The 14269-nt window shown below is 70.0% G+C and carries 13 protein-coding genes; 11 read left to right on the top strand and 2 right to left on the bottom strand.

Translation table 11 applies throughout. The features are described 5' to 3' along the window. Positions 1-4: 4 nt before the first annotated feature. From recG to mutM, 8 genes are all read left to right on the top strand, one after another. On the top strand, positions 5-2230 hold the full coding sequence (gene recG, locus OG912_RS07020) for an ATP-dependent DNA helicase RecG (protein ID WP_327708634.1): 2226 nt from the start codon (positions 5-7) through the stop codon (positions 2228-2230). Between the two features lie 114 nt (positions 2231-2344). Next, on the top strand, positions 2345-2929 hold the full coding sequence (gene rsmD, locus OG912_RS07015) for a 16S rRNA (guanine(966)-N(2))-methyltransferase RsmD (protein WP_327708633.1): 585 nt from the start codon (positions 2345-2347) through the stop codon (positions 2927-2929). A gap of 26 nt (positions 2930-2955) precedes the next feature. Continuing rightward, positions 2956-3435 (top strand): pantetheine-phosphate adenylyltransferase, encoded by a 480-nt coding sequence (coaD, locus tag OG912_RS07010; RefSeq protein WP_326740789.1) that lies wholly within the window; start codon positions 2956-2958, stop codon positions 3433-3435. Positions 3436-3533: 98 nt separating this feature from the next. Continuing rightward, a complete protein-coding gene (locus OG912_RS07005) occupies positions 3534-4685 on the top strand; it encodes an ATP synthase F0 subunit B (protein ID WP_327708632.1) in 1152 nt (383 codons plus the stop codon). Positions 4686-4899: 214 nt separating this feature from the next. After that, positions 4900-5508: a YceD family protein gene (locus OG912_RS07000; RefSeq protein WP_327708631.1), complete on the top strand. Its 609-nt coding sequence runs from the start codon at positions 4900-4902 to the stop codon at positions 5506-5508. 2 nt (positions 5509-5510) lie between these two features. Continuing rightward, positions 5511-5684 carry a 50S ribosomal protein L32 gene (gene rpmF / locus OG912_RS06995; RefSeq protein WP_003965982.1) on the top strand — a complete coding sequence of 58 codons (174 nt, stop codon included), beginning with the start codon at positions 5511-5513 and terminating at the stop codon, positions 5682-5684. Positions 5685-5703: 19 nt separating this feature from the next. After that, positions 5704-6525, top strand: a complete 822-nt coding sequence (gene rnc, locus OG912_RS06990) for a ribonuclease III (RefSeq protein ID WP_326739016.1) — start codon at positions 5704-5706, stop codon at positions 6523-6525. Positions 6526-6609: 84 nt separating this feature from the next. Further along, positions 6610-7464, top strand: a complete 855-nt coding sequence (gene mutM / locus OG912_RS06985) for a bifunctional DNA-formamidopyrimidine glycosylase/DNA-(apurinic or apyrimidinic site) lyase (RefSeq protein WP_327708630.1) — start codon at positions 6610-6612, stop codon at positions 7462-7464. A gap of 4 nt (positions 7465-7468) precedes the next feature. On the opposite strand, the gene OG912_RS06980 is transcribed toward mutM, so the two are convergent. Both OG912_RS06980 and OG912_RS06975 read right to left on the bottom strand, forming a co-directional pair. Further along, positions 7469-7888 (bottom strand): winged helix-turn-helix transcriptional regulator, encoded by a 420-nt coding sequence (locus tag OG912_RS06980; RefSeq protein WP_326739018.1) that lies wholly within the window; start codon positions 7886-7888, stop codon positions 7469-7471. 127 nt (positions 7889-8015) lie between these two features. Beyond that, positions 8016-8993, bottom strand: coding sequence for a CAP domain-containing protein (locus OG912_RS06975; protein WP_327708629.1), 978 nt, complete (start codon positions 8991-8993; stop codon positions 8016-8018). A gap of 141 nt (positions 8994-9134) precedes the next feature. Between OG912_RS06975 and OG912_RS06970 the strand changes: the two genes are divergently transcribed. The 3 genes from OG912_RS06970 (at position 9135) to OG912_RS06960 (ending at position 14232) form a co-directional block, all read left to right on the top strand. Then, positions 9135-9416 (top strand): acylphosphatase, encoded by a 282-nt coding sequence (locus tag OG912_RS06970; protein WP_326739020.1) that lies wholly within the window; start codon positions 9135-9137, stop codon positions 9414-9416. Positions 9417-9854: 438 nt separating this feature from the next. Next, on the top strand, positions 9855-10067 hold the full coding sequence (locus tag OG912_RS06965) for a hypothetical protein (protein WP_018551753.1): 213 nt from the start codon (positions 9855-9857) through the stop codon (positions 10065-10067). 343 nt (positions 10068-10410) lie between these two features. Then, a complete protein-coding gene (locus OG912_RS06960; protein WP_327708628.1) occupies positions 10411-14232 on the top strand; it encodes an AAA family ATPase in 3822 nt (1273 codons plus the stop codon). Positions 14233-14269: the final 37 nt, after the last annotated feature.

The raw sequence follows: 14269 nt of genomic DNA, 5'->3' as shown, positions 1-14269 counted from the left end.
TGCAATGGATCGCGTGTCTGCGTTCGACGAACCCCTCAAGAAACTGCTCGGTGGCGCCACCGCGAAGGTGATGGCCGAGCACCTCGACCTGCACACGGTCGGTGATCTCCTGCATCACTACCCGAGGCGGTACGAGGAGCGCGGCCGCCTCACGGCGCTGACCGACCTCCCCCTGGAGGAGCACGTGACGGTCGTCGCCCAGGTCCAGGACGCCCGCGTGATGATGTTCAACGGCGGCCGGGGCAAGCGCCTCGAAGTGACCCTCACCGACGGCCACGGCCGGCTCCAGCTGGTCTTCTTCGGCCACGGCGTCCACAAGCCGCACAAGGAGCTGCTGCCGGGGCGGCGCGCCATGTTCGCCGGCAAGGTCTCCGTCTTCAACCGCAAGATGCAGCTGGCCCACCCCACGTACCAGCTGCTGGACGCCGAGTCCGACGACGAGGCCGGGGCGACCGAGGCCGTCGACGCCTTCGCCGGCAAGCTGCTTCCGATCTACCCCGCCTGCAAACAGCTCGACTCCTGGCGCATCGCCAAGGCGGTCGACGCGGTGCTGCCCAGCGCCCAGGAGGCCGTGGACCCGCTGCCGGCCGCGCTGCGCGAGGGCCGTGGCTTCACCGCGCTGCCCGAGGCCCTCCTGAAGATCCACCGGCCGCAGACCAAGGCCGATGTCGCCGAGGCCAGGGACCGCCTGAAGTGGGACGAGGCGTTCGTCCTCCAGGTCGCCCTGGCCCGCCGCAGATACGCGGACACCCAGCTGCCCGCCGTCGCCCGCAAGCCGGTCCCCGGCGGACTCCTCGACGCCTTCGACGCCAAACTGCCGTTCACCCTCACCGACGGCCAGGTCAAGGTCTCCAAGGAGATCTTCGACGACCTGGCGACCGAGCACCCGATGCACCGGCTGCTCCAGGGGGAAGTCGGATCGGGGAAGACGATGGTCGCGCTGCGCGCCATGCTGGGCACCGTCGACGCCGGCGGACAGGCCGCCATGCTCGCCCCCACCGAGGTCCTCGCACAGCAGCACCACAGGTCCATCACCGAGATGATGGGGGAGCTCGCCGAGGGCGGCATGCTGGGCGGCTCGGACCAGGGCACGAAGGTGGTGCTGCTGACCGGTTCGATGGGCATGGCGGCCCGTCGGCAGGCCCTTCTCGACCTGGTCACCGGCGAGGCCGGGATCGTCATCGGGACGCATGCGCTGATCGAGGACAAGGTGCAGTTCCACGACCTGGGCCTCGTCGTCGTCGACGAGCAGCACCGCTTCGGGGTGGAACAGCGCGACGCCCTGCGCTCCAAGGGGAAGCAGCCGCCGCATCTGCTCGTCATGACCGCCACTCCCATTCCCCGTACGGTCGCCATGACCGTCTTCGGCGATCTGGAGACCTCCGTCCTGGACCAGCTGCCGGCCGGCCGCTCGCCGATCGCCAGTCATGTCGTCCCCGCCAAGGACAAACCCCACTTCCTCAGCCGCGCCTGGGAACGGGTCCGCGAAGAGGTGGAGAACGGCCACCAGGCGTATGTGGTCTGCCCCCGCATCGGTGACGACGAGGACGACGCCGCCAAGAAGAAGGGGAAGAAGAAGGCCGCCGAGGAGAAGGAGAAGGAGGAGGGGGACAAGCGCCCTCCGCTCGCCGTCCTGGAGATCGCCGAGCAGCTCTCCAAGGGCCTGCTGACCGGTCTGCGCATCGAGGTGCTGCACGGCAGGATGCACCCCGACGACAAGGACGACGTGATGCGCCGCTTCGCCGCGGGCCAGGTCGACGTCCTGGTCGCCACCACCGTCATCGAGGTCGGGGTCAACGTCCCCAACGCCACCGCGATGGTGATCATGGACGCCGACCGGTTCGGCGTCTCCCAGCTCCACCAGCTGCGCGGCCGGGTGGGCCGAGGATCCGCTCCCGGTCTCTGCCTGCTGGTCAGCGAGGCCCACGAGGCGAGCCCCGCCCGCGCCCGGCTCTCCGCCGTCGCCGCCACCCTCGACGGCTTCGAACTCTCCCGGATCGACCTCGAACAGCGGCGCGAGGGCGACGTACTCGGACAGGCCCAGTCCGGGGTCCGCTCCTCGCTCCGGGTCCTGAGCGTCATCGACGACGAGGAGGTCATCGCCGCCGCCCGGCAGGAGGCCGTCACGGTCGTGGCCGAGGACCCGGACCTGGAGCACCTGCCCGAGCTGCGCATCGCCCTGGACGCCCTGCTCGACAAGGACCGCGAGGAGTACCTCGACAAGGGCTGACGTGCGAGGGAGGGGCGGACGCCCGGGGGAGCTCCGTCCGCCCCGACGCCATATCGTGGGTGGCACGGCGCCCGCAGCACCCTGCGCGCCGCCCCGACCCGAGGATCGACACCCATGACCCGCGTGATCGCAGGCGCGGCCGGCGGACGCCGCCTGGCCGTCCCGCCCGGCACCGGCACCCGCCCCACCTCCGACCGCGCGCGCGAGGGCCTGTTCTCCACCTGGCAGGCGCTCCTCGGCACGCTCGACGGCATCCGGATCGCCGACCTCTACGCGGGCTCGGGAGCCGTCGGCCTCGAAGCTCTCTCCCGCGGAGCGGTGCACGCCCTGCTCGTAGAGGCCGACGCCGCGGCTGTCCGTACCGTCCGTGACAACGTCCGCACCCTGGGCCTGCCCGGCGCCGAGGTCCGGGCCGGCAAAGCCGAACAGATCGTGACAGGACCGGCGCCGGCCGATCCGTACGACGTGGTCTTCCTCGACCCTCCGTACGCCGTGACCGACGTCGATCTTGGCGAGATCCTGCTCACACTCCGTGCTCAGGGGTGGCTCACAGCCGATGCGCTCGTCACGGTAGAGCGCAGCACCAGAGGCGGAGAATTCAGCTGGCCCAAGGGATTCGAGCCATTGCGGGCCCGTCGCTACGGCGAGGGAACGCTTTGGTACGGTCGCGCCGCCGCTACGTGCGAAGACGCACGATGACCGGACCGGAGAGCGAGGGAATCAAGTTGCGCCGCGCCGTCTGCCCGGGGTCGTTCGACCCCATCACCAATGGACATCTCGACATCATCGGCCGTGCCTCGAAGCTGTACGACGTCGTACATGTCGCGGTGATGATCAACCAGTCCAAGAAGGGCCTGTTCACGGTCGACGAGCGGATCGAGCTGATCCGCCAGGTCACCGCGGACTTCGGCAACGTCCAGGTCGAGGCCTTCCACGGGCTGCTGGTCGACTTCTGCAAGCAGCGCGACATCCCGGCGATCGTGAAGGGTCTGCGGGCGGTCAGCGACTTCGACTACGAGCTCCAGATGGCCCAGATGAACAACGGGCTCTCGGGTGTCGAAACGCTCTTCGTGCCGACCAATCCCACCTACAGTTTCCTGTCGTCCTCCCTGGTCAAGGAGGTGGCGACCTGGGGCGGAGACGTCTCGCACCTGCTGCCTGAGATGGTCCACGAGGCGCTGACCGAGCGACTCGCTCAGCAGTGAGCCGCTGACAGTCCGTCACCAGGTGTCGGGCGGGCGCCGACTGGCCGTACAGTCGTCCCGTCCGTCTCCAATCGGCAGTAGAGAGTGGCGAGCACACGGTGGACGTGCAGAAGAAGCTCGACGAGATCGTCGAAGCGGTCGGGAACGCCCGGTCCATGCCCATGTCGGCATCCTGCGTGGTCAACCGCGCCGACCTGCTCTCGATGCTCGAAGAGGTGCGGGAGGCCCTGCCCGGCTCGCTCGCGCAGGCCGCGGAGGTCATCGGCGGCCACGAGCAGCTCGTCGAGCAGGCCCGCCAGGAGGCCGGCCGGATCATCGAGACCGCCCACGCCGAGCGCGGTTCGCTCATCTCCGGCACGGAGATCGCCCGGCAGTCCCAGGCGGAGGCCGACCGGATCCTCGGTGAGGCCCGCAAGGACGCCGAGGAGGTCCGCGCCGAGGCCGACGAGTACGTCGACAGCAAGCTCGCCAACTTCGAGGTCGTCCTCACCAAGACGATCGGCTCCGTCGACCGGGGCCGCGAAAAGCTCCTCGGCCGCGGCCAGGGCTTCGACGAGCAGGGCTTCGAGGACCCGGACTTCGTCGAGGCCCCCGAGCGCAGCGCCGATCCGGCCACGCTCCAACGCCGGGCCGACGAGTACGTGGACACCAAGCTCGGCGCCTTCGAGGCGGTGCTCGCCAAGACCCTGGAGGCCGTCGGCCGCGGCCGGCAGAAGCTGCACGGCCGGGTCGCCACCGACGACCTCGGCGCGCACATGGCCGCCCAGGACGCCGCGGGCGCCCAGGGCCACACCAGCGACGAGGACCACTGGGCGGGTCTGGCCGAGGTCGCCACCCCCGAAGCGCTCCAGGTCCCCCAGCAGCACGGCGAGCCCCAGTACCCGGCGCAGCCCGAACCGCAGTACGCGCAGACCTACGCGTACCAGGAGCAGCAGGACGCGTACCAGGGCCAGTCGCAGCAGCCCGACCCGTACGCCGGCTACCAGCAGCAGCCCGACCCCTACGCGGGCTACCAGCAGCAGGGCTACGACCCGAACCGGGCTCAGCTCCCGGCGCAGGGCTACGACCCGAACCAGGGCCAGGTCCCGGCGCAGGGCTACGACGTCTGGCAGCAGCCGGTGCAGGCCTCGCAGCAGCCCCTCCAGCAGCCTCTTCAGCAGCACGGCGAGGGCGCCCTGGACGAGACCAGCCTGTTCGACACCAGCATGATCGACCTGGAACAGCTCCGCCGGTACGAACAGGAGCGCTGAACGCGCCGGGGGTCCGGTCCAGGCCCCGGATCAGGGCCGGATTGGGTGCTGGGCGGTGTGTCCAGTATCCTGGCTCTTCGGTCGCGCGTATGTCCGCGATCCCGGCTGCCCGCTTCGACTCCGAACCGGTCGGCCCACCCCCACCACGCGTGATGCGCACGATTCGAAAGCAGGAAAAGCCCTGAACGGCCACCTCGACCACCGAAACCCTCTCGTGTTCGATACGCACGAGCTGGGCCGGCGTCCTGGTGCCCTCAAGCGGCTGACCCGCTCGGTGGACGCCCCCAAGGACTTCGGTATCGACGGAGTCATCGGTGTGCCGGAAGGCGCACCCGTGCAGTTGGACGTCCGCCTCGAATCGGTCATGGAAGGTGTGCTTGTCACAGGCACCGCCCGTGCATCCGCCGAGGGGGAGTGCGTAAGGTGTCTGGAGCCGCTGAGCCTTGAGGTCAAGGCGGACTTCCAGGAAATGTTCTCGTACCCTGACGCCGATGACCGGAACCGCAGCAAGACCGCGGACCCGGTCGACGACGCCGAGGACGACGAGGACAGGTACTTCCTCGAGGACGGCCTTTTCGACCTCGAGTCGGTGCTGCGTGATGCGGTAGTGCTCGCACTGCCGATGCAGCCGGTGTGCACGGAGACCTGTGCCGGTCTGTGTTCCGAATGCGGAATCAGGCTGGACGAGAATCCGGGCCACCATCACGATGTCGTCGATGCTCGTTGGGCGGCATTGCAAGGACTCGCCGAGACCGTTCAGGACGGCGAGAAGGACAACATGGGCGGCGCCGCACCCGGCGTCGACGAGAAGCAGGAGAAGTAGCCGTGGCTGTTCCGAAGCGGAAGATGTCGCGCAGCAACACGCGCCACCGCCGGTCGCAGTGGAAGGCTGCGGTCCCCACCCTGGTTTCGTGCGAGCGTTGCCAGGAGCCGAAGCTGCAGCACATTGCGTGCCCCAGCTGCGGCACGTACAACAAGCGCCAGGTCCTCGAGGTCTGAGCGGCTGGTGAGAGGCCCGATGTCTGAGTTGTCCCACGCCAAGAAGCAGGCAGACAACGTCAACACAGCCTCGTCCCACACGCTTCTGGAAGGGCGGCTCGGGTACCACCTCGAGTCCGCCCTTCTGGTGCGTGCGCTGACCCATCGTTCGTACGCGTACGAGAACGGCGGTCTGCCCACCAACGAGCGGCTTGAATTCCTCGGGGATTCGGTGCTCGGCCTGGTGGTCACGGACACGCTGTACCGCACTCACCCCGACCTGCCTGAAGGCCAGCTGGCCAAATTGCGGGCCGCGGTAGTCAACTCGCGTGCGCTTGCGGAAGTGGGCCGCGGCCTTGAACTCGGCTCCTTCATCCGGCTCGGCCGCGGTGAAGAGGGCACGGGTGGCCGGGACAAGGCGTCCATCCTCGCCGACACCCTTGAAGCGGTGATCGGTGCGGTCTATCTCGATCAGGGCCTTGACGTGGCCTCGGAGCTGGTTCACCGGCTCTTCGACCCGTTGATCGACAGGTCCTCGAACCTCGGTGCCGGCCTGGACTGGAAGACCAGTCTCCAGGAGCTCACCGCGAGCGAGAGCCTCGGAGTCCCCGAGTACCTCGTCTCGGAGACCGGCCCGGACCACGAGAAGACCTTTACTGCTGCTGCTCGCGTCGGTGGTGTCTCGTACGGCACCGGCACCGGCCGTAGCAAGAAGGAAGCGGAGCAGCAGGCGGCCGAGTCCGCCTGGCGCGAGATCAGCGCCGCCGCGGAAGCACGGGAGGCTGCGGCGAAGTCCGCTGCCGACGGAGGGGCCGCCGACACCCCTGCCGACCCGGCGTCCACGGACGTTGCTCCTGCCTGACCCCGAGAACCCCCCGGTGCCCCGCGCACCGGGGGGTTCTCTCTGTCCGCAACAAGACCCAGCCACAGATCCAGGAGCGACACCGTGCCCGAGCTGCCCGAGGTCGAAGTCGTCCGGCGCGGTCTTGAGCGCTGGGTCACCGGGCGCACGGTCGGCGAGGTCGAGGTCCTGCATCCGCGTGCCGTCCGCCGGCACGTGGCGGGCGGTGCGGACTTCGCGGCCCGGCTCGCCGGTGTCCGGCTGGGCACGGCGATGCGCCGCGGCAAGTATCTGTGGGTGCCGCTCGATGACGCGGCCACCTCGCTCCTCGGCCACCTGGGCATGAGCGGTCAGCTGCTCGTGCAGCCCGAGGGCGCACTCGACGAGAAGCACCTGCGGATCAGGATCCGCTTCGACGACTCCGTCGGAACCGAGCTGCGCTTCGTCGACCAGCGCACCTTCGGTGGGCTCTCCCTCCACGAGAACACCGCCGAGGGGCTGCCCGACACCATCGCCCATATCGCCCGCGACCCACTGGACCCGGCCTTCGACGACGCCGCGTTCCACATCGCGCTGCGGCTACGCCGTACGACGGTCAAGCGCGCCCTGCTCGACCAGTCGCTGATCAGCGGCGTCGGCAACATCTACGCGGACGAGGCGCTCTGGCGGGCCAAGCTGCACTACGACCGGCCGACCGCGACCCTGACCCGCCCCAAGTCGGCCGAGTTGCTGGGCCACGTCCGCGACGTGATGAACGCGGCGCTGGCGCAGGGCGGCACGAGCTTCGACAGCCTCTATGTGAACGTGAACGGCGAGTCGGGCTACTTCGACCGCTCGCTCGATGCCTACGGACGCGAGGACGAGCCGTGCCACCGTTGCGGCACGCCGATGCGGCGCCGCGCCTGGATGAACCGGTCGAGCTACTTCTGCCCCCGCTGCCAGCGTCCGCCGCGCCCATAGGACGTCAGGGCCGGCCCGCACGGGCTTCGTCGTACTGCCCGCGTGCCACCAGGACCTCGGACATCCGGCCCTGGACCAGGTGGATGAGGCCGAGCAGTTGTTCGGCGACCTGACGCCCCAGGGGTGTGAGCTCGTAGTCGACGCGGGGCGGATTGGTCGGCTGGGCCTCGCGGTGCACCAGTCCGTCGCGCTCCAGCGCGTGCAGTGTCTGGGAGAGCATCTTCTCGCTCACCCCGTCGACGCGGCGGCGCAGCGCGTTGAACCGGAGGCTGCCTTCGTACAGCGCGCCGAGCGTCAGACTGCCCCAGCGGCCGGTGATGTGCTCCAGGGTGCCGCGCGAGGGGCACTCCTTGGAGAACACGTCAAAGGGGAGCGTGCCGTGCGGGCAGCCCTCGTCCGGTGCGCTGTCGCCGTTCCTGTCCATGAAAACCAGCGTACGCCCGCACAGCGCTTTCCACGGGATTGCGCATTCCGTGGGTGAGCTGTGGGGCGTACGAGGCCGGAGCGGGTGGTGGTGCGGGCAGGCGGAGCTCAGGAGGGCTCCGGCAGCCTCAGAAGCCGAAGTCCTGCGTCCACCAGGGACCGCCGGATCCGAAGTGGACACCGACGCCGAGCGTCTTGTAGTCGCAATTGAGAATGTTTGCGCGGTGGCCGTCGCTGTTCATCCAGGACTCCATGACGGCCTCGGCGTCGGCCTGGCCGCGGGCGATGTTCTCACCGCCGAGACCCGAGACGCCGGCCTCGGTGGCACGGTCCCACGGGGACTGACCGTCGGGGTCGGTGTGGTCGAAGAACCCTCGGGCGGCCATGTCGTCGCTGAAGTTCTGGGCGAGCGAGGCAAGAGAGGAACTCGCGGTCACCGCGCTGCAGCCGACCTTGGCGCGCTCCTGGTTGACCAGGGCGAGCACGGCGGCCTGGGCCGAGGTGGCGGCGGCCGGTGCGGTGGTCGTCCGGGCGGCCGGCGCGGTGGTCCTGGGCGCGGCCGGGCTCGACGCGGGGGCCGGTGCCGAGCTCTTCGTGGTTCCGGCGGCGGGGGTCTTCGGGGCGGCGGAGCGCTTCGGCTGCTCCTTGGCGGCCGTCCCCTTCGTTTCCTTCGCCTCCGCCGTCCTCGTCGTCCTCGTCGGCTCGGAGGTCTTCGAGGGGGACGCGGACGGTGAGCCGGCCTCGGGAGAAGCCGACTTCGTGGGTCCCTTGGCGCGCTCGGTACCGCGGCTGGCCTTGGCCGACGCGGATCCGCGGTCGGTCGGCGCGGTCGTCGATCCGCCCTGGGTCAGGAGATCGGGAGCTGCGTCGGAGCGCACCTGGTCGGCGGCCGGGCCACCACTCACGTTGTAGTTGTCACCACCGGGCAGCAGACCGGAGGCCACCGCCACGGCCCCGACGGCAAGGGCCGCGGAGACGCCGAGCAGTCCCGTACGTACCGGAAAACCGGACCGCTTCCCGCGGCGCGTACTCCGGTTCCGGCCTGCCGTTCCCTCCGCGTGCTGTTCAGCGGCGGGAGCTGCGGCGGCGCGTCGATGGCGTCCCATCTGCTGTGCCCTTCTGACGATCTGGACGCCGTTGTCGGCGCTTGGCTCACCCGATCGAGTGAAGCTATTGCGAGGGGACTGTACGCCATGGTGATTCGGCGAGAAGTGCTCCGAGAGCAATTGGACGGTTAGCGTTCGGGCATGAACGAAGATGTGCGACTCACCGCTTGGGTACGCGGCCGAGTACAGCAAGTAGGGTTCCGCTGGTTCACCAGGGCAAACGCTTTGGAGATCGGCGGCCTCACCGGATTCGCCCTCAATCTCGAAGACGGCAGAGTGCAGGTTGTGGCGGAGGGGCCGCGTGAGAATTGCCACCGTCTGCTGGATTGGCTGCGCTCGGACGACACACCCGGCCGCGTTGACGGAGTCACTGAGATCTGGGACACGCCGCGGGGCGGATACGAGGGATTCGCGATCCGCTGATCCGGTCCTCGGGCGGGGGTGGAATGCCGCCCGTGTTCGGGCTGTGTTCGAGGCGCGGCGGGGGGTGACGGGGAAGGGCGCGGTCATGCGTACACATGAAATGACCTGCGGAATGAGCTGGTGGTTGCCAAGATTCGGTTGCCGTGCCAGGCTGCGGCAGTAAGGATGATCTCCGTGCCCCTGAGGGCCCCGTCGGAGAGTCGCGCCGCATGATCGTCAAGCCGCGCGCCCCGGGACGCCCGCCTTTACAGGGTGTGATCGTGTTGACCGTCAAACTTTTTGGTGAGACGCTGAAAACCCCGCGCACCTTAGCTGTTCGGTAGAGCTGTTTGGCAGCAGAACCGCAGTGAACACAGAGCACTGCCGAGCACCGCGGGTGCGATTCCCTCACGACCCACACCGCATCGGTCGGTCACTCAGTGTGGAGGACCATCCATCATGGCAAAGGCGCTTCTCGGTTACGTCGGCGGTTCCGATCCGCGACTCCTCGCCGAGATGCGACGGCTTCAGCAGCGCGTCCAGGATCTTGAGTCCGAGCTTGTACGGATTCAGGATGAGAACGACGCGCTCAACGCCGCCGCCCAGCACCAAGAGTCGCTGCTCGACAGCATCGACATCGACGTACCTCAGGCGGAGCCGGCGCTGACCTGACCATGGGCCCGCAGGGGCCGGTCGGGCTGCACGCGTCAGCCGCACGGGATCATCGCCGGATCATCACCGGATCGATCGTCACCGGATCATTGAAGATCAATCGCTCTTGATCTGCTTCTTCATATGCCTTGTCACTGATCCGGGCACGCGCGCCTTCATGGAGGCCGCGGATCCGTCGACGAAGCATTGCACAAGATTTACAGGGGACGCTTCGGCGTCCCTTCTTTCTTTTCCCCTCCGACCTGCGCCCGTCCCGCCCCGGACGTACACCCCTTCCCTTACCGTCTGATGTGCCCTGCACCTTCATCAGCGAAACCGAGAGCGAAAGGTAGAGTCCGGCGGCGTGCACCTCAAGGCCCTGACCCTGCGTGGTTTCAAATCGTTTGCCTCCGCCACCACCCTGCGGTTCGAACCCGGGATCACCTGCGTGGTCGGTCCCAATGGGTCGGGCAAGTCCAATGTGGTGGACGCGCTCTCCTGGGTCATGGGGGAGCAGGGCGCCAAATCCCTGCGCGGCGGCAAGATGGAAGACGTGATCTTCGCCGGTACGACCGGGCGGCCACCGCTCGGCCGGGCTGAAGTATCGCTGACCATCGACAATTCCGACGGCGCACTGCCCATCGAGTACGCCGAAGTGACGATCACTCGGATCATGTTCCGCAACGGCGGCAGCGAGTACCAGATCAACGGCGACACCTGCCGGCTGCTGGACATCCAGGAACTCCTCTCTGACTCCGGCATCGGCCGGGAGATGCACGTCATCGTCGGCCAGGGCCAGTTGGATTCAGTGCTCCACGCGGACCCGATGGGACGCCGTGCGTTCATCGAGGAGGCCGCGGGCGTCCTCAAGCACCGCAAGCGCAAGGAGAAGGCGCTGCGGAAGCTGGACGCGATGGGGGCGAACCTGGCCCGCGTGCAGGACCTCACCGACGAACTGCGGCGGCAGCTGAAACCGCTCGGCCGGCAGGCGGCGGTGGCCCGCCGGGCCGCCGTCATCCAGGCCGATCTGCGTGACGCCCGGCTGCGCCTCCTCGCCGACGACCTGGTGCGGCTGCACACCGCGCTGCGCGGCGAGATCGCCGACGAGGCGGCCCTGAAGCAGCGCCGGGAGGCGGCCGAGACGGAACTGAAGGCGGCCCTGGCGCGCGAGGCCGAACTGGAGGGCGAGGTGCGGCGGCTGACGCCGCGGCTCCAGCGGGCCCAGCAGACCTGGTACGAACTGTCGCAGCTGGCCGAACGGGTGCGCGGCACCATCTCGCTCGCCGACGCCCGGGTGAAGAGCGCCACCGCGCCGCCCGAGGAGGAGCGGCGGGGGCGCGATCCCGAGGACATGGAGCGCGAGGCGGCCCGGATCCGCGAACAGGAGGCGGAACTGACCGCCGCCCTTGAGGCGGCGGAGCACGCACTGGAGGACACCGCGTCCCACCGGGCCGAACTCGAACGGGAACTGGCGGCCGAGGAACGCAGGCTCAAGGACGCGGCCCGCGCGCTCGCGGACCGCCGCGAAGGGCTTGCCCGGCTGAACGGCCAGGTCAACGCGGCCCGCAGCCGGGCCGGTTCGGCGCAGTCGGAGATCGACCGGCTGGCCGCATCGCGCGACGAGGCCCAGGAGCGGGCGGTCGCGGCCCAGGAGGAGTACGAGCAGCTGAAGGCCGAGGTCGACGGCCTGGACGCCGGGGACACGGAACTCGGTGAGCGGCACGAGGCCGCCCGGCGCGAACTGAAGGAGGCCGAGGGGGCGCTCTCCACGGCCCGGGAGGACCTCACCACCGCCGAACGCAAGCGAGCGGCGGTCGCGGCCCGCCATGACGCGCTGGCCCTCGGGCTGCGCCGGAAGGACGGCACCGGGGTGCTGCTCGGAGCCCGGGACCGGCTGACGGGCGTCCTCGGACCGGCCGCGGAACTGCTCACGGTGGCCCCGGGCCACGAGATCGCCGTGGCGGCGGCGCTGGGCGCGGCGGCGGACGCGGTGGCCGTGACGGACCCGGCCACGGCGGCCGAGGCGATCCGGCTGCTGCGCAAACAGGACGCGGGACGCGCCTCCCTGTTGCTCAGTGGCGGGAGCGGGGGCGGGAGCGCGAGCGGAGGAGGCCCGATCGCGAGCGGCGCGGTGCACGGCGGATCCGATGCCGTGGGGCACGTACCCGTGCAGGGGCCGGAGGCCCACCCCGTGCCGGGGAGCGGTGTCGCCCATGTCCCCGGGCAGGGCGCGGAGCCCGCCCCCCAGGCATCGGAGGCCGGGGTCCTCGCCTCCCCGGCACCGGAGGCCGCGGCTCTCGCCTCCCGGGGTCCGGACGAAGCCGAAACCGGGGCAGCCGGACAGCTGTCCGCCCTGGTCCTCGCCGGCGGCCGGTCCACCCCCGCCGTCGCCGACCTCGTCAGCGGCCCCGTCGAACTGATGGCCGCGGTCCGCAGACTGGTGCGGGACATGGTCGTCGTCGGGACGCTGGAGGATGCCGAGGACCTGGTCGCCGCCCGCCCGGAGCTGACGGCGGTGACCGGCGAGGGGGACGTCCTGTCGGCGCACTTCGCCCACGGCGGCTCGGCGGGGGCGCCCAGCCTCCTCGAAGTCCAGGCGTCCGTGGACGAGGCGGCGGCCGAGATGGCCGAACTCGCGGTGCGGTGCACGGAGCTGGCCGGGACGCAGCGGCGCGCGGCGGAACGGCGCGGCAGTTGCGCGGCGCTCGTCGAGGAGCTGGGGGAGCGCCGACGGGCCGCGGAGCGGGAGAAGTCCGGGGTGGCCCAGCAGCTCGGCCGACTGGCCGGCCAGGCCCGCGGCGCCGCGGGCGAGGCCGAGCGGATGGCCGCGTCCGCCGCCCGCGCCCAGGAGGCCCTGGAGCGGGCGACGCAGGAAGCGGAGGAGCTGGCCGAACGGCTGCTGGTGGCCGAGGAGGCGGCACAGGACGGCGCGGACGAGGAGCCGGACACCGCCGTGCGCGACCGGCTGGCCGCCGACGGTGCCAACGCCCGCCAGACCGAGATGGAGGCCCGGCTCCAGGTCCGTACGCATGAGGAACGGGTCAAGGCACTCGCCGGCCGCGCCGACTCCCTCGACCGGGGCGCCCGTGCGGAGCGCGAGGCCCGCGCCCGCGTCGAGCAGCGGCGCGCCCGGCTGCGCCACGAGGCCGCGGTGGCCTCGGCCGTCGCGTCCGGTGCCCGTCAGCTGCTGGCCCACGTCGAGGTGTCGGTCGTGCGGGCGGAGGAGGAGCGGGCCGCCGCCGAGGCGTCGAAGGCCGAGCGGGAGCGGGAGCTGGCGGCCGAACGCCACCGGGGCCGCGAGCTCAAGGGCGAGCTCGACAAGCTGACGGACTCGGTCCACCGGGGAGAGGTGCTCGGCGCCGAGAAGCGGCTGCGGATAGAGCAGCTGGAGACGAAGGCCCTGGAGGAGCTGGGTGTGGAGCCGGCCGGTCTGGCCGCCGAGTACGGCCCCGACCAGCTCGTCCCGCCGTCCCCCGCGGCCGAGGGGGAGGAGCTGCCGGAGGATCCGGAGCATCCGCGCAACCAGCCGAAGCCGTTCGTCCGGGCCGAACAGGAGAAGCGGCTGAAGTCGGCCGAACGGGCGTATCAGCAACTCGGGAAGGTGAATCCGCTCGCCCTGGAGGAGTTCTCGGCGCTGGAGGAGCGGCACAAGTTCCTCTCCGAGCAGCTGGAGGACCTGAAGAAGACCCGGGCCGATCTGATGCAGGTCATCAAGGAGGTCGACGAGCGGGTCGAGCAGGTCTTCACCGAGGCGTACCGGGACACGGCCCGGGAGTTCGAGGGGGTCTTCTCGCGCCTCTTCCCGGGCGGCGAGGGCCGGCTCATCCTGACCGATCCGGACAACATGCTGGCCACCGGTGTGGACGTCGAGGCCAGGCCGCCGGGCAAGAAGGTCAAGCGGCTCTCCCTGCTGTCGGGCGGCGAACGGTCGCTCACGGCGGTGGCGTTGCTGGTCGCGATCTTCAAGGCCAGGCCGAGTCCGTTCTATGTGATGGACGAGGTCGAGGCGGCGCTCGACGACACCAATCTGCAGCGGCTGATCCGGATCATGGAGGAGCTCCAGGAGAGCTCCCAGCTCATCGTGATCACGCACCAGAAGCGGACGATGGAGGTCGCCGACGCGCTGTACGGCGTCTCTATGCAGGGTGACGGTGTGTCCAAGGTGATCAGCCAGCGGCTGCGCTGAACCTTTACCTAATCTTCAGGACTTCAACGCACCTTTT

Source organism: Streptomyces sp. NBC_00464 (assembly GCF_036013915.1).
Lineage (GTDB): Bacteria > Actinomycetota > Actinomycetes > Streptomycetales > Streptomycetaceae > Streptomyces.
The sequence above is the reverse complement of the archived record's forward strand: the minus strand, read 5'-3'. Positions and strand labels throughout refer to the sequence as shown.